14 protein-coding genes are annotated in these 14,978 nt (G+C 60.9%); 4 read left to right on the forward strand and 10 right to left on the reverse strand.

Annotated elements, in window-relative coordinates; all coding sequences use genetic code 11:
• Positions 1 to 14: 14 nt before the first annotated feature.
• From creD to rloA2, 4 genes are all read right to left on the reverse strand, one after another.
• Entirely contained in the window at positions 15 to 1,385 is a 1,371-nt protein-coding gene (gene creD / locus KJF94_RS24150) for a cell envelope integrity protein CreD (protein WP_214379321.1), read from the reverse strand.
• Positions 1,386 to 1,516: 131 nt separating this feature from the next.
• Positions 1,517 to 2,935, reverse strand: coding sequence for a two-component system sensor histidine kinase CreC (creC, locus tag KJF94_RS24155; RefSeq protein WP_214379323.1), 1,419 nt, complete (start codon positions 2,933 to 2,935; stop codon positions 1,517 to 1,519).
• The gene (gene creB, locus KJF94_RS24160; RefSeq protein ID WP_214379325.1) at positions 2,935 to 3,615 is read right to left on the reverse strand and encodes a two-component system response regulator CreB; all 681 of its coding nucleotides are present in this window, start codon (positions 3,613 to 3,615) and stop codon (positions 2,935 to 2,937) included. The genes creC and creB overlap by 1 nt, the downstream gene beginning before the upstream one ends.
• A 74-nt stretch (positions 3,616 to 3,689) precedes the next feature.
• Positions 3,690 to 4,193 carry a retropepsin-like aspartic peptidase RloA2 gene (rloA2, locus tag KJF94_RS24165; protein ID WP_214379327.1) on the reverse strand — a complete coding sequence of 168 codons (504 nt, stop codon included), beginning with the start codon at positions 4,191 to 4,193 and terminating at the stop codon, positions 3,690 to 3,692.
• A gap of 339 nt (positions 4,194 to 4,532) precedes the next feature.
• Here rloA2 and yihG point away from each other — a divergent pair, with 339 nt between their 5' ends.
• Positions 4,533 to 5,420 carry a 1-acylglycerol-3-phosphate O-acyltransferase, YihG family gene (gene yihG / locus KJF94_RS24170; RefSeq protein WP_214379329.1) on the forward strand — a complete coding sequence of 296 codons (888 nt, stop codon included), beginning with the start codon at positions 4,533 to 4,535 and terminating at the stop codon, positions 5,418 to 5,420.
• A 1-nt stretch (position 5,421) separates the two neighbouring features.
• Here yihG and KJF94_RS24175 read toward each other — a convergent pair whose 3' ends face one another.
• Positions 5,422 to 5,970: a DUF2780 domain-containing protein gene (locus KJF94_RS24175; RefSeq protein ID WP_214379331.1), complete on the reverse strand. Its 549-nt coding sequence runs from the start codon at positions 5,968 to 5,970 to the stop codon at positions 5,422 to 5,424.
• A 244-nt stretch (positions 5,971 to 6,214) separates the two neighbouring features.
• Between KJF94_RS24175 and KJF94_RS24180 the strand changes: the two genes are divergently transcribed.
• The 3 genes from KJF94_RS24180 to KJF94_RS24190 are packed head-to-tail and all read left to right on the forward strand — an operon-like array spanning position 6,215 to position 8,166.
• Entirely contained in the window at positions 6,215 to 6,805 is a 591-nt protein-coding gene (locus KJF94_RS24180) for a fasciclin domain-containing protein (RefSeq protein ID WP_214379333.1), read from the forward strand.
• A 54-nt stretch (positions 6,806 to 6,859) separates the two neighbouring features.
• Positions 6,860 to 7,495 (forward strand): sigma-70 family RNA polymerase sigma factor, encoded by a 636-nt coding sequence (locus KJF94_RS24185; protein ID WP_214379335.1) that lies wholly within the window; start codon positions 6,860 to 6,862, stop codon positions 7,493 to 7,495.
• Positions 7,492 to 8,166, forward strand: coding sequence for an anti-sigma factor (locus KJF94_RS24190; protein ID WP_214379337.1), 675 nt, complete (start codon positions 7,492 to 7,494; stop codon positions 8,164 to 8,166). The genes KJF94_RS24185 and KJF94_RS24190 overlap by 4 nt, the downstream gene beginning before the upstream one ends.
• A 220-nt stretch (positions 8,167 to 8,386) precedes the next feature.
• On the opposite strand, the gene fdhA is transcribed toward KJF94_RS24190, so the two are convergent.
• From fdhA to KJF94_RS24215, 5 genes are all read right to left on the reverse strand, one after another.
• A complete protein-coding gene (fdhA, locus tag KJF94_RS24195; protein WP_017341178.1) occupies positions 8,387 to 9,586 on the reverse strand; it encodes a formaldehyde dehydrogenase, glutathione-independent in 1,200 nt (399 codons plus the stop codon).
• A gap of 204 nt (positions 9,587 to 9,790) precedes the next feature.
• Positions 9,791 to 10,648, reverse strand: a complete 858-nt coding sequence (gene purU / locus KJF94_RS24200) for a formyltetrahydrofolate deformylase (RefSeq protein WP_214379339.1) — start codon at positions 10,646 to 10,648, stop codon at positions 9,791 to 9,793.
• 196 nt (positions 10,649 to 10,844) lie between these two features.
• Positions 10,845 to 11,477: a sarcosine oxidase subunit gamma gene (locus KJF94_RS24205; protein ID WP_214379341.1), complete on the reverse strand. Its 633-nt coding sequence runs from the start codon at positions 11,475 to 11,477 to the stop codon at positions 10,845 to 10,847.
• A gap of 145 nt (positions 11,478 to 11,622) precedes the next feature.
• Entirely contained in the window at positions 11,623 to 14,640 is a 3,018-nt protein-coding gene (locus tag KJF94_RS24210) for a sarcosine oxidase subunit alpha (protein ID WP_214379343.1), read from the reverse strand.
• On the reverse strand, positions 14,637 to 14,966 hold the full coding sequence (locus KJF94_RS24215; RefSeq protein WP_017341182.1) for a sarcosine oxidase subunit delta: 330 nt from the start codon (positions 14,964 to 14,966) through the stop codon (positions 14,637 to 14,639). The genes KJF94_RS24210 and KJF94_RS24215 overlap by 4 nt, the downstream gene beginning before the upstream one ends.
• Positions 14,967 to 14,978 lie beyond the last annotated feature (12 nt).

The raw sequence follows: 14,978 nt of genomic DNA on the forward strand, positions 1-14,978 counted from the left end.
CCCCAACGTCCGGCTCATTCCACCACCCCGATATCAAATTCCAGCGGCTTGGCTGCTTTCTGCCCGATCCCGTACCAATCCAGTTTGCGGGTCAGCACCATGAACACGCCCAGCAAGCCGAACAGCAGCAACGAGCCCATCAGCAGCGCGTAATCCTCGGCACTCAACAAGCCATAGAGCAGGCCATACAACGCCGCCAGTCCCGCCGAAAAACTCAAGCCGTGGCGCACGCTGCGCAGCACGTGGCAGACATAGAAACCGATCAGCAACACACAACCGCTCGCCGACAACAGATACGCCAGGGCAAAACCGATGTGCTCAGACAACGACAGCAACAACAAGTAGAAGAACGCCAGCGCCACGCCCACCAGCGCGTATTGCACTGGGTGCACGGCCAGGCTTTTCAGGACTTCGAAGAGGAAGAAACCGGCGAAGGTCAGGACGATGAACAGCAATGCGTATTTGATCGCCCGGTCGCTTTTCAGGTACTGGTCTACTGGATCAATGAAGCTCACGCCAAAGCTGCGGCTGTTGAACGCTTCACAGTCATTGCCGGATACGCAGCTGCTCAGGGCTTCTTGCAGATTGGTGGAGAAAAAGGTTGTCTGCCAATTGGCGGTAAAGCCCTGATCGGTGACTTCGCGCTGGGCCGGCAGATAGTTGCCGATGAAGCTTGGATGCGGCCAGTTGGCCTCCAGCGAAACCTTGCTCGTCTTGCCCACCGGGAGGACCTGGAGTTGGCCAGTGCCTTGTAAACGCAGGTCGAAACCGAAAGCCAGTTCTGTGGCTTGCGCGGTGTTCAATGCCGGCAGTGTCACGTGCACGCCCTCGCCCAACCACCCCACCTGACTGCCTGGAATAAAGTCCAGACGCTGACCATTGAGTTCCAGTTTCAACGCATTCTCGATGCCACGAATGTCGCTGATCCCGACCGCGAGAAACGGCTGGTCAAATTGGTAATCGGCGAAGTCCTCTTTGATGCCCAACTGCGCCGGGACCGAGAAATGTCCGCTGATGCGGTTGTCGGCGTGGAACAACCGCGCCTCGTAAATGCCCCGGGCGCGCAGTTCGGTGTCGACCTTCCCTTCCAGCTCGAAATGTTCCGGCAGGAAATACAAACGACCGCGTTCTTCCCCGACGTCCTGGTAACGCTCGTTGGTTTTTTCGTTGAGTTTCCAGGTGCGCACCACTTTGCGATACGGCACCACCATCAACGGTCCGCTCAGTCGCTGGCTGTAGCTGGAACTGCGCGCGATGTCTTCGAGCACACCGTCGCGCAGTTGCTGACGGTCCTGGATCACGCCGTTGATCATCAATAGCGGGATCAGCAACAACAGAATCAGCAGGGCAATGGCCCCGAGTTTTAGGGTCAGATTTCGGTTCATGGGACTCTCCCTGTTTGGATGGGGAGAGTCTGGGATCAGAGTGTGTGGGGTTTATGGAGGGAATATGGAGAGTGTGTGGAGACCGGGTCGGCCCCATCGCCGGCAAGCCGGCGATTGGCCACGACTCGGTCCTAAGCCAGGCGCAACATCACTTCAACCCCGCCCTCGACATTGCCGACGTGCAATGTCCCACCATGCAACTTCACCACTTCCTCAACAAAGTTAAGCCCCAACCCGGTGCTCTTGCGCCCGCTGTCCGGACGCGGCAAGGAATAGAAGCGCTCACTCAATCGCGGCAACGCGTAGTCGGGAATGGCCTCGGCCTGGTTGAACAGTTTGAATTCAATCTGCTCCCCGACCTTCGCGGCGCTGAATCGCAATACACCGTTTGCCGGCGTGAAATCCAAGGCATTTTCCAGCAGGTTGCCCAACGCCTGACGCAACAGAAACGGCTCGCCAGTGATCGCCAGATCCACTGGAATCGCCTGTTCCACGCGCAACTGTTTGCCTTCAATGCGCGCGGCCTGCGCATTCAGCAACTCATCGACCAACCCCGCCAACGGCACGGCCACTCGCTCTTCCAGCCCTTGGCGCTGCTCAACCTGAGCCAGATTCAGCAGACGCTCGATCAATTGCTGCATCCGCACGCTTTCGCTGTCGATGTTGCTGACGAAACGCTGCTGTTGAGCCAACGGCATCTCACCCTGCAGCAACTCCGCCGCGCCGCGAATCGCCGCCAGCGGGCTTTTCAGTTCATGGGTCAACGTGTGCACATAACGCTCGACGTAGGCTTTGCCTTCGAGCTGCGTGCGCATCTGCTCCACGGCGGTCGCCAGTTGCTCCATTTCGCCGCCGCGATAATGCGGAACCTCGACCCGCCGGCCTTCACTCACGGCTTTCGCATAAGCGGTCAAGCGCCGCAGCGCCGCGCTCAGCCACCACGACAGCAGCGCGCCGAACAGCAAACCGAGGCCGATCAGCCCGGCGCCATACGCGAGCAATCGGCGCTCGGTGCGATCGACGTAAGGCTGCAACGAGCTGTTGGGTTTGGCTACCGTGACCACGCCAATGATCCGGCCGTTATCGCGAATCGGCGCGCCAACGTGCATCACCGAAGAACTGGCATCGTTCGGATCGCTGCGACTGGAGCGGGCGCCGTACTCGCCACGCAGGGTCAGCAGAACGTCGTTCCAGCGCGAGTAGTCCTCACCCACCGCCACGCCGCTGGAGTCCAGGACCACGATGCCCTTGGCGTCGGTGACGTAGATACGGTGGTTGACCTGATTCTTCGGCAGCCCCCAGATATTGGCTTTTGGCTGCCGCTCGCCATAGGCCCTGAGCAGTTCCGGCCAGCGGTTCTGGTTGAGCGTGCCGGCCTTGAAGTCGTCGCGCAGGATTTCAGCCATCAGGTTGGCGGTGTCGACCAGGGTTTCTTCAGTGGACTGACGCACGCCGGGGCGGATTTCTTCCATCACGGTGCTGAGTACGAAGTAACCCGTCAGGCCGATGAACAGCACATAGACCAGGAAAATCCGGATCCCCAATGGCATCAGCTGTGCCCCGGGCTGTAGCTGTAGCCGAGGCCGCGATGGGTCTGGATCGGCTCGGCGTCGGCCTTCACCTGGCGCAATTTGGCGCGCACGCTCTTGATGTGGCTGTCGATGCTGCGCTCGTACCCGGCATCGGCGGCGACACCCAACGCATCGAGCAATTGCTCGCGGCTGAAGACGCGTTCGGGTTGTTCGAGCAGGCATTGCAGCAGACGGAATTCGTGGCGCGTCAGGGTCAGCAACTGGCCGCGATAGCTGATCTGCACTCGCTCGCTGTCGATGCGAAACAGTGTCGATGCAACCTCGGCCACCGCACGCGGCGCCATGCGTTTGAGGATGGCCCGGACCCGCGCGGCCACTTCCCGTGGGCTGAACGGCTTGACCACGTAATCGTCGGCGCCGATTTCCAGGCCCACGACGCGATCGATTTCCGCATCGCGGGCACTGAGAAAAATCACCGGCACGTCGCTGAAACGCCGCAGTTGCTTGCAGGTTTCGAAGCCACTGATGTCGGGCAGACCGATGTCGAGAATGATCAGATCCGCTGGCGTCTGCCGCTGAAGCTCCAGCGCGGCGGCGCCGAGGCTCAGCCACGTCGTGGTGAACCCTTCGCCCTGCAAGGCGAAAATCAGGGTGTCGGCAATCGCCGCTTCGTCTTCGACAATCAGGATATGAGGCATGGCGTCCGAGCCCGGCAGTTGGGTGGGCGAACGGTGCCCCAAGCCTCACCTCACGTCAATGAGACCACTTGAAATCAGCAGTCGGGTTTGTCAGCGGTGAAACGTCGCGCCGGGTTCACGGCCGCGCCAAACTCACGCAGGGCTTTGGCACCGATCAGCAGCGGGTAGTTAAAGCTGCTGCGGTCGGTCAGGTTGACCTCAACCGTGCGCTTGACGTTGCCCAGGCACAGTTCCAGATCGACCACCGGACGCTTGGTGGGCGCCGCTGCATCTTCATCCTCGTCTTCTTCTGTGCGGGTCTTGATCTTGCTGATCCGCGCGACCTTGTGCTCGTAGACCTTGTTGCTCGCATCTTTGGTAGCGAGGCGGAAGCGTACCCACTCATCGCCGTCGCGGGTGAAGGTTTCGATGTCCTTGGCCGACAGCGACGCGGTCAGGGCGCCGGTGTCCATTTTGGCCTTGAGGACTTCACCGCCGATTTCCGGCAGCGCAATGTATTCGTAGCGCCCGTACAGGGTCGGCTCGGCGGCCAGGACCGGCAGGGCCACGAGGGAAAGCAGTGCGAGGAGGGATTTCACGTAATGGATGTCCTTTTTGGAAAATAGGAGCGCAGAGGCCGAATTCTAGACCGCAAATAACAACGATAGTTGGACGGCCATACACCTTTGTGGCGAGGGAGCTTGCTCCCGCTGGGCTGCGAAGCAGTCCTAAAACCGGTTCATGCGGTGTGCCTGAAAAATCGCAGCGCCTGGTTTTGGGGCCGCTTCGCAGCCCAGCGGGAGCAAGCTCCCTCGCCACAGGGATCTCATCAGGCTGCAAGCATAACGATGCAAAGGTGAAACATTCGTCACCACCGATTTGGCCTGCGCCGCCAAGCTGCTTATCATGGCGCGCCCAAACGCTTTCAAGAGTTATTTATGCGCCGCCTGCTCACCGGCTGTTTCGTTATCCTGCTGCTGTTGCTCAACACCCTGGTCCTGTTCGGACCGCTGATGGTGTTTGCCCTGCTCAAACTGATCCTGCCCGGCCGCTGGCGTGATTACGCATCCACGGCGGTGATGTGGATCGCCGAGACCTGGGCCGAGATCGACAAGCTGATCTTCCGTCTGTGCATCCCCACACAATGGGACATTCGCGGCGGCGCTGACCTGCGGGTCGACACGTCGTATCTGGTGATCAGCAACCATCAATCCTGGGTCGATATCCCGGCACTGATCCAGACACTCAACCGGCGCACGCCGTTTTTCAAATTCTTCCTCAAGAAAGAACTGATCTGGGTACCGTTCCTGGGCCTGGCGTGGTGGGCGCTGGATTACCCGTTCATGAAGCGCTACACCAAGGCGTTTCTGGCGAAAAACCCGACGCTTGCGGGCAAGGATCTGGAGATCACCAGAGCCGCGTGCGAGCTGTTCAAGCGCCAGCCGGTAACGGTGGTCAATTATCTGGAAGGCACCCGCTACACCTCGGTGAAAAGCGCTCAGCAACAGTCACCGTTCACCCATCTGCTCAAGCCCAAGGCTGGTGGTGTCGCGTTTGTACTGGCGGCGATGGGTGAACAGCTGGATGCCATTCTCGATGTGACGGTGGTGTATCCGCAGCAGAAGATTCCGGGGTTCTGGGATTTGATCAGCGGCAACGTGCCGAGGGTCATCATCGACATCAACACCCGCGAACTCGACCCCGCGCTGTGGCAGGGCGATTACGAGAATGATGCGGCGTTTCGCGAGACGGTCCAGAACTGGGTCAACCAGCTCTGGATCGAGAAGGACCGGCGCATCGACGCCTTGCGCGCCGAGCGCCGCTGAATCAGCTGCCGGCGCCCCAGATTCCGCCCAGGCTCTGCAGCAGCGAACCGCCCACGCCCTGCTGACCGAGATACTGCAGAATCACCGGGGCAAACTGGCCGATCATGCCGCTGTCCATGCCCAGTGCACTGAACGCGTTGTTCAGGTCCTTGGTGTCCTTGACGTTGCCCAGCGCGTTATCCAGACCGGCGGCCTTGCCATTCGAACCGAGCAGACCGGCGAGCGCACCCAGCTCACCGCCGCCCGACAGCTTGTCGATGCCCGGTACGCTTTTGGCCAGTTCCGAATAGTCGGTCGAACTCAACTGGTTCTTCGCCAGCCCCAACATTGCCCCGGTGCCACCGACGGCTTGCTGGGGTGTCACGTTCAATTGGCTGAGCGCACCCAGCAAACCCGCCGTTTCAGAGGTCGGCGCTGCCGCTGTGGCGGCGTTATCGCCCTTCATGCCGGAAATGGCATTGGCCGCATCGCTCAGGCTGAACTGAGCAAAGACCGGGCTGGCCGCCAGGGTCATGAGCGATGCCAGTGCAAAACCATGTGAAATCTTCATCCAGACATCCTCGTGTGCCATGAAAACCGCCTGATAACGGGCGGCGAAAAACTGTCTGTTGGACTGGCATCCCCGAGGATTGTTCCCAGCCTTTCCAAGGGCGAGCAATAGCTCAATCCCAGCCGGTCAAAACGCAAAACCTGTTCAAAATAATTTCCCGGTGCTGCATCCAGTCGAGTCCGAGCCACGTATATCAAGCACGGACAGACACTACTGGCCGATTCTCCACAAAAGGATCATCACCATGAAACGCACTTCGATCAAAACTCCCTTGATTGCCAGCCTGCTGACCCTGGCCCTTGGCGGATTTGCCCTGAACACTGTGCAAGCGAAAGAGAGGGGTCACAACACTGTCATGGTCGGCGGCCAAAACATGCTGCCGAGCAAGGACATCGTCGATAACGCGGTCAACTCCGCCGACCACACCACGCTGGTAGCCGCCGTGAAAGCGGCGGGCCTGGTCGACACCCTCAAGGGTAAAGGCCCGTTCACGGTGTTTGCGCCGGTCAACTCGGCGTTTGCCGCCCTCCCCGCTGGCACTGTCGATACGCTGCTGAAACCGGAAAACAAGGCAACCCTGAGCAAAATCCTCACGTACCACGTTGTCGCCGGAAAACTCGACATGACGACCCTGGCCGGGAAGATCAAGGCCGGTGGCGGGAAAACCGAGCTCACCACGGTGGCCGGCGGCAAGCTCTGGGCCATGATGAACGGCCCGCACAACATCACCATCAAGGATGAAAAAGGTGACGTTGCCGACATCACCACCTATGACGTGTACCAGTCCAACGGGGTGATTCAGGTCATCGACAAAGTGCTGATGCCCAAGAGCTGAGCCGTGCCGCCGCCCGCGCATCGGGGGCGGCGGTTTTTCCCGAGGGGTCGGCCAGTGAATGGAACAACCGCACACCGTGAACTAACCTCTGGCTGCACCCGCCCCCTCACACAGCCCGCTTCGATTGTCTGGAGAACCGTTATATCCATCGCCGACACCGATCAGCTCAGGCAGCTTCTGGCCCAGTGTTCGCTGGGTGACCGCCGCGCTTTCGAGACGCTCTACCGCAGTGTCGGACCACGGCTGCACGGTGTCGCCCTGCGATTCATGGGGCGCTCCGACCTGGCTGAAGAGGTCTTGCAGGAAAGTTTCGTGCGCATCTGGAACAACGCTGCGCGCTATGAGGCTCATCTGTCGGCCCCGCTGACCTGGATGATCAACATCACGCGTCACCAAGCCATCGACCAGTTGCGCAAACACCGCGACCGGCCGCTGACCGAATTCGAAGAACAGGCCCTGGTGGATGAAAGTCCCTCGGCCCATGAACAATTGAGCAGTGCCCGCGATGCCAGCGACTTGAACCGCTGCCTGGAAAGCCTTGAAGGCATGCAGCGCCAATCAATTACCGTCGCGTATTTTCAGGGGTTGTCGTGCTCGGAACTGGCGGAACACCTGGCCGCGCCGCTGGGCTCGGTGAAGTCCTGGATCCGCCGTGGAATGGAGCGCCTGCGCAGGTGCCTTGAATCATGAACTATCAAACCCCGCCCCTGCGCCGCGCCCTCGCCGCCGACTACGCCATCGGCCTGATGCCCCCGGCCGCTCGCCGACGATTTGAACGGTTGCTGCTGGAGGACGCGGCGTTGCGTGCAGAGCTGGCGCAATGGCAGGAAAGCCTGGCCAGCCTGACTGAAGCCCTGCCCGAACAGCCGGTGCCGGATCGTGTGTGGGAAGGCATCACCGCGCGAATCGAGCCACAGGTTTTGCATGTGCCTGAGAAACGACCGTTCTGGAACTGGATGCGGCTGACGGCGGCGGTATGTTCGCTGGTGATCGCGGTAACGCTGGGCGTGATTTATAACCGCGACAGTGCGCGTTACAGCGCCACGCTGCTGACGGCCGACGCGCAGCCTGCGCTTAAGGTCGAAGCACATGAGGATTATCTGAAGGTCGAACCACTGACGCTGGCGGCGGTCGATCCGGGACGCAGCCTGGAGTTGTGGGCGATTCCGGCGGATGGCAAACCGATTTCCCTTGGTGTGATTCCGGCGGGTGGCAAGGGACGCGTAGAACTCAGCGATGCGCAGAAAGCGTTGATCGGCAAGCCGATAGCATTGGCGGTGAGTCTTGAGCCGAAGGGTGGTTCGCCGACCGGGCAACCGACGGGGCCGGTGTTGTATCAAGGGGCGTTGGCGGTGCTCTAACTCGCGGCACTGAAGCAAGCTTTTGTGGCGAGGGAGCTTGCTCCCGCTCGGCGGCGAAGCTGTCGTAAATTCAGTCACCTCTTTTTACCTGATACACCGAGTAGGATTGTTTTGGGGCTGCTTCGCAGCCCAGCGGGAGCAAGCTCCCTCGCCACAGGGTTTGTGTTCCTTCCAATAAAAACGGCGACCCGAAGGTCGCCGTTTTGTATTGCGTGAAGCCTTATGCCGCGCTGAACAGCTTGTGCGGATCGATCACAAACTTCTTCGGCACGCCCGCATCGAACTCGCCATAGCCTTGCGGTGCCTGATCCAGACTGATCACCTGAACGCCCACCACTTCGGCGATGTTGATGCGATCCCACATGATCGCCTGCATCAGCTGGCGGTTGTACTTCATCACCGGAGTCTGGCCGGTGTGGAAGCTGTGGGACTTGGCCCAGCCCAGACCGAAGCGGATGCTCAGGCTGCCCATTTTCGCGGCCGCGTCCACGGCACCCGGATCTTCGGTCACGTACAGGCCAGGGATACCGATTTTGCCGGCCACCCGAACCACGCCCATCAGCGAGTTGAGCACGGTGGCCGGAGCCTCGTGTTTCACGCCGTCATGGCCGTGACCGCGCGCTTCGAAGCCCACGGCGTCGACGGCGCAATCCACTTCCGGTTCACCCAGCAGCGCAGCGATCTGTTCGTGCAGCGGGGTGTCCAGGGACAGGTCGGCGATTTCGAAACCTTGCGCCTTGGCGTGTGCCAGGCGGACGGTGTTGACGTCGCCGATGATCACTACCGCCGCGCCCAGCAGGCGAGCGGAAGCGGCAGCCGCCAGACCGACCGGGCCGGCACCTGCGATGTACACGGTGCTGCCTGGGCCAACGCCGGCCGTCACTGCGCCGTGGTAACCGGTTGGCAGGATGTCGGAGAGGCAGGTCAGGTCGCGGATTTTTTCCATCGCGCGATCGCGATCAGGCAGTTTCAGCAGGTTGAAGTCGGCGTACGGCACCATCGCGTATTCAGCCTGACCGCCGGTCCAGTCGCCCATGTCGACATAACCGTAAGCGCCGCCCGGACGCGCCGGGTTAACACTGAGGCAGACGCCGGTGTGCATTTCCTTGCAGGAACGGCAGCGCCCGCAAGCCACGTTGAACGGAACGGACACCAGGTCGCCGATCTGCAGGTTCTCGACGTCGCTGCCCTTTTCGATCACTTCGCCAGTGATCTCGTGGCCCAGCACCAGACCGGTCTGGGCGGTGGTACGGCCGCGCACCATGTGCTGGTCGGAACCACAGATATTGGTGGAAACCACGCGCAGGATGACAGCGTGATTGATCTTCCTGCCACGCGGGTCCTGCATTTTCGGATAGTCGATTTTCTGTACTTCGACCTTGCCTGCGCCGAGATACACCACACCACGATTGCCAGACATGCTTTCACCTCGCTGTTGTTTTTATGTAGCGGTCGCGTCGCCATTGGATCGGCGGCGCGTTGATTGCTCGGGTATAGATGCTGTTTATGTGTTGCTTGTAATGGCGTCATCGCTAGCAGGCTAGCTCCCACAGTGATTCGGGTGAACACAGGATTTGTGAACAACCCAAAACCCTGTGGGAGCTAGCCTGCTAGCGATGGCGACCTAAAGAACGACGGTTCTGTTCGCGTTCAAAAACACGCGTCGCTCGATGTGATATCCAACCGCGCGAGCCAACGTCAGCCCTTCAATATCCCGCCCCTTGGCGATCAAATCTTCCGGGTAATGACTGTGGTCCACCACTTCCACGCCCTGAGCGATGATCGGACCTTCATCCAAGTCGTTGTTGATGTAATGCGCCGTTGCGCCCACCAGTTTCACGCCCTTGTTGTAGGCCTGGTGATACGGCTTCGCACCCTTGAACCCCGGCAGCAGGGAGTGGTGGATATTGATCGCCTTGCCGTCGAGTTTGCGGCACAGCTCCGGCGACAGAACCTGCATGTAGCGCGCAAGGATCACCAGTTCGGCACCGGACTCTTCGATCACCTGCAACACCTGACGCTCCTGCGACGGCTTGTCGTTGGGGTCGAGCGGGAAGTGGTAATACGGAATCTGGTGCCAGTCGGCCAACGGCTTGAGGTCCGGGTGGTTGGAGATCACGGCGGCGACGTCCATCGACAACTGGCCGATGCGCTGGCGGTAGAGCAAATCGTTGAGGCAGTGATCGGCCTTGGAGACCATGATCACCACTTTTGGCCGGTAGTTCGGCGCGGTCAGTTCGAAGATCATCCCGAAGGCCTGGCCACGTTCTTCGAGGCCCGCGCGGAAGGCTTGTTCGTCAAAGCCGTCGGGCTGGCGGAATTCCACGCGAATGAAGAACCGGCCCGAAAGCCGGTCATCGAAGGAGTGGTGCTCGGTGACGTAGCAGCCCTGCTCGAACAGAAAGCGGGTCACCGCGTCCACGGTGCCGAGGACGCTGGGGCAGTCGGCGGTCAGAATCCATGTGTCTGGGGCGCGGCTCATAGTGCGGTGACTCCTGCTGCTACATCTGTGATCAGAGAGAACTCTGTGGCGAGGGAGCTTGCTCCCGCTGGGTTGCGAAGCGACCCCAAAATCAGCGACCGCATTCCTACAGGAGGAATGCGGATACAGGGTTTGCGACTGCTTCGCAGTCGAGCGGGAGCAAGCTCCCTCGCCACAAAAGCAGTCATGAGCCGAATTACGCCTGGACGCTCAGCCCGTACTCAGCCGCCGCATCCTGCAACCACAACCACCAGTAATCCGAGAAGCTGCGACGAATCAGCAGTTCCCAGGTGTCTTCGGCCGTGTGGCGGATCACCAGTTGCGACTTGGCGAACACGGTGCCGACAGCCTTGCCCACCGGGAAGCTGTTCGGGTGCACGTCGTAGCTGGTGGATTTCATCAGCACCTGACGCACGTTCGGGCCGCTCAGTTCGAGGATCTGCTGACCACCGCTGACGTTGACGATCTGGATGTGCAAATCGCCCAGCGCTTCACGCAGTTTCTGCTCGGCGGCGAACTCTTCGCCGGTTGGCACGATCAGCAGCCATTCATCCGGCCCCATCCATTGCAGGCTGGTTTCGCCTTTGACGATGACGGTCAGTGCGCCCGGCAATTCGATGCCCAGGGCCTTGTGCACGCCCGCGGCAAACGCAGCGTCGTGGCCATCGCCACGGAGGGTCAGGTGGCCGAGGAGTTTTTTCTCACGCACGATCACGCCGGCGTTTTTGCGGCCCTTGCCGACCAGGCTGGCGAGGTCGGCATGATGCAGCGACGACTCGGCCTTGGCCCCGGTGGTTGGGCGTTGTTGGTAAACATTGGCTGCGGTCATAAAGCACCTGTTCCTGAATTCTGTTGGTTCCTGTGGAGGCTGCACTACCACTATCGCTAGCGGGCTAGCTCCCACATTCAACCGCGTTCCCCTGTGGGAGCTAGCCTGCTAGCGATTGGTAGCCCGCCCACAGTTCTCGAGGCCATTAGATGTTCTGGCGATCACCCTTCGGATCGAAGAACACCGAAGAAACGATTTCCGCCTCGATCACGCTGCCATCCGCCAGCGGTGCGAACACCCGCTCGCCGATGCGCTTCAAACCGCCTTTCACCACGCCCATGGCAAACGAATAGCCCAGGGAGTTGTGCAGGTAGCTGGAGGTGACGTGACCGACCATCGTCATCGGGATCGTCTGCTTGGTGTTGAACACCAGTTGCGCACCTTCCGGCAGCCATTTGGCCGGATCGATCGGCTTCAGGCCCACCAGCTGTTTGCGCTGATCACGCACACAGTCTTCGCGGTTCATGCCACGCCAGCCGATCCACGAGAACGGTTTGGTGCGACCGACACACCAGCCCATGTTCAGGTCATCAGGCGTCATCGAGCCGTCAGTGTCCTGGCCGACGATGATGAAGCCCTTCTCGGCCCGCAGGATGTGCATGGTTTCGGTGCCGTACGGGGTCAGGTTGTATTGCTTGCCGGCCTCGACGATTTTCTCGAGCACGCCCATGGCGTAGTCGGCTTGCACGTTGACTTCGTACGACAGCTCACCGGTAAACGAAATCCGGAACACCCGCGCCGGCACACCGCCGACCAGGCCTTCTTTCCAGGTCATGAACGGGAAGGCTTCGTTGCTCAGGTCGATGTCGGTGACTTCGCTGAGCAGCTTGCGGCTGTTCGGCCCGGACAGGGTCATGGTTGCCCAGTGATCCGTCACGGAAGTGAAGTACACCTTCAGGTCTGGCCATTCGGTCTGTTGGTAGATTTCCAGCCATTGCAGCACGCGTGCAGCGCCGCCGGTGGTGGTGGTCATCACGAAATGGTTGTCGGCCAGGCAAGCGGTGACGCCGTCGTCGAAGACCATGCCGTCTTCTTTGCACATCAGGCCGTAACGGGCCTTGCCCACGTCGAGCTTGGTCCAGGCGTTGGTGTAGATGCGGTTGAGGAACTCGCGCGCATCCGGGCCCTGGATGTCGATCTTGCCGAGGGTCGACGCGTCCAGCAGGCCGACGCTGTCGCGCACGGCTTTGCATTCGCGTTTCACCGCGGCATGAATGTCTTCACCGTTTTTCGGGAAGTACCACGGACGCTTCCACTGACCGACGTCTTCGAACTCGGCGCCGTTTTTCACGTGCCAGTGATGCAGGGCAGTGAAACGGACTGGCTCGAAAATGTGCCCACAGTGACGGCCGGCCACGGCGCCGAAGGTAACCGGCGTGTAGTTCGGACGGAACATGGTGGTGCCCATCTGCGGGATGGTCACGTTCAGCGAACGGGCGGCGATGGCCAGGCCGTTGACGTTGCCGAGCTTGCCCTGGTCAGTGCCGAAGCCCAGTGCGGTGTAGCGTTTGACGTGCTCGACCGACTCGAAGCCTTCGCGGGTCGCCAGTTCGATGGCGGCAGCGGTGACGTCGTTTTGCAGGTCGACGAATTGCTTCGGCGCACGTGCGGTGTTCTTTTCGTGCGGCACCTGGAACAGCGCCAACGTTGGCTCTTCCAGACGGCTCAGGGCTTTCGGCAAGGTGCCTTCGACCACGCTGAAACCGGCTTCGCTGGCTGCGCGAGCGCCGCCTTCAAAACCATCGGCCAGGGAATCGCCGAGGCCGTAGACGCCGTTGATGCCACCGACGCACACGCGTTTCTGCGGTGCTTCGCCCGGTACGAAACCAAGGATGTCTTCACGCCAGATCGGCTTGCCACCCAAGTGCGACGCCAGGTGAACCACCGGGCTGTAACCGCCGGAACTGGCGATCAAATCGCAATCAAGCCACTCGCCAGGACTGGTCACGGCGTGTGCTTTTACATCGATCGCGGCAACGCGAGCGGCGGTCACGTGCTTGCTGCCACGGGCCTCGATCACGGCGCTGCCGGTCAGGATGCGAATGCCTTTGGCGCGGGCTTCTTCCACCAGCGCACCACGCGGGTTGCTGCGGGCGTCAGCGATGGCCACCACTTGCAGGCTGGCATCGAGCCAATCCAGCGCAACGCGGTAGGCGTGATCGTTGTTGGTCGACAGCACCAGTTTCTTGCCCGGTGCCACGCCGTAACGGCGCACGTAAGTCGAGACTGCACCGGCGAGCATGTTGCCCGGCACGTCGTTGTTGCCATAAACCAGTGGACGCTCGTGAGCGCCGGTCGCCAGGACCACGCGCTTGGCGCGAACCCGGTGGATGCGCTGACGCACCTGGCCAATCGGGGCGCGGTCGCCGAGGTGATCGGTCAGGCGCTCGTGAATGGTCAGGAAGTTATGGTCGTGGTAACCGTTGACCGTGGCGCGCGGCAACAGCAGCACGTCCGGGGTGTCTTTCAGTTCGGCGATGACACTGGCGACCCACTCGGTAGCCGGTTTGCCGTCGAGGCTTTCGCGGGAATCGAGCAGGCTGCCGCCGAACTCTTCCTGCTCATCGGCGAGGATCACGCGGGCACCGCTGCGCGCAGCGGCCAAGGCAGCGGCCAGGCCAGCAGGGCCACCGCCGACGATCAGCACGTCGCAGTGCTGGTTCATGTAGTCGTAGGTGTCCGGATCGTTCTCGGTCGGCGAACGGCCTAAACCTGCGGCCTTACGAATGTACTTCTCGTACGTCATCCAGAACGATTGCGGGTACATGAAGGTTTTGTAGTAGAAGCCCGGCGGCATCAGCTTGCCGCCGACCTTGCCGAGAATCCCCATCATGTCGTTGTTCACGCTCGGCCAGCCGTTGGTGCTGGTGGCGACCAGGCCTTGGTACAGCGCTTGTTGCGTGGCGCGTACGTTCGGGATTTGCGTGGCTTCGGTGGCGCCGATCTGCAGCACGGCGTTCGGCTCTTCGGCACCGGCAGCGAAGATGCCGCGCGGACGGGAATACTTGAAGCTGCGGCCGATGATGTCGACACCGTTGGCCAGCAGGGCAGCGGCCAGGGAGTCGCCTTCAAAGCCTTTGTAGACCTGACCGTTGAAGGTGAAGCTCAGCACTTTGTTGCGGTCGATCCGTCCGCCGTTGGACAGGCGATTGATCTGGCTCATACCTTCTCTCCCAGAGCCGTGGTGGCCGCTTTCGGGCTATCGGTCTTGTCGGTGAATTGTGGCTTGGTGCCGATCTTGTAGGTCTCGAGAATCTCGTAGGTCACGGTGTCGCGGGTGGCGTTGAAGTACTGACGGCAACCGGCGGCGTGAATCCACAGTTCGTGGTGCAAACCGCGAGGGTTATCGCGGAAGAACATGTAGTCGCCCCACTCCTCGTCGGTGCAGGTGTTCGGATCCAGTGGACGCGGGATGTGCGCCTGGCCGGATGCGTGGAATTCCTCTTCGGAGCGCAGCTCGCCGCAGTGAGGACAGAAGATATGCAACATGGGGATTTCTCC

This window comes from Pseudomonas hormoni, from assembly GCF_018502625.1.
GTDB classification, from domain to species: domain Bacteria; phylum Pseudomonadota; class Gammaproteobacteria; order Pseudomonadales; family Pseudomonadaceae; genus Aquipseudomonas; species Aquipseudomonas hormoni.

Coding starts and splice junctions, on each gene's coding strand:
- creC (WP_214379323.1), bottom strand. CDS start 2,935: ATGCCATTGGGGATCCGGATTTTCCTGGTCTATGTGCTGTTCATCGGC.
- KJF94_RS24210 (WP_214379343.1), bottom strand. CDS start 14,640: ATGAGCCAGATCAATCGCCTGTCCAACGGCGGACGGATCGACCGCAAC.
- KJF94_RS24215 (WP_017341182.1), bottom strand. CDS start 14,966: ATGTTGCATATCTTCTGTCCTCACTGCGGCGAGCTGCGCTCCGAAGAG.
- creD (WP_214379321.1), bottom strand. CDS start 1,385: ATGAACCGAAATCTGACCCTAAAACTCGGGGCCATTGCCCTGCTGATT.
- KJF94_RS24205 (WP_214379341.1), bottom strand. CDS start 11,477: ATGACCGCAGCCAATGTTTACCAACAACGCCCAACCACCGGGGCCAAG.
- purU (WP_214379339.1), bottom strand. CDS start 10,648: ATGAGCCGCGCCCCAGACACATGGATTCTGACCGCCGACTGCCCCAGC.
- creB (WP_214379325.1), bottom strand. CDS start 3,615: ATGCCTCATATCCTGATTGTCGAAGACGAAGCGGCGATTGCCGACACC.
- KJF94_RS24175 (WP_214379331.1), bottom strand. CDS start 5,970: ATGAAGATTTCACATGGTTTTGCACTGGCATCGCTCATGACCCTGGCG.
- KJF94_RS24190 (WP_214379337.1), top strand. CDS start 7,492: ATGAACTATCAAACCCCGCCCCTGCGCCGCGCCCTCGCCGCCGACTAC.
- yihG (WP_214379329.1), top strand. CDS start 4,533: ATGCGCCGCCTGCTCACCGGCTGTTTCGTTATCCTGCTGCTGTTGCTC.
- fdhA (WP_017341178.1), bottom strand. CDS start 9,586: ATGTCTGGCAATCGTGGTGTGGTGTATCTCGGCGCAGGCAAGGTCGAA.
- KJF94_RS24180 (WP_214379333.1), top strand. CDS start 6,215: ATGAAACGCACTTCGATCAAAACTCCCTTGATTGCCAGCCTGCTGACC.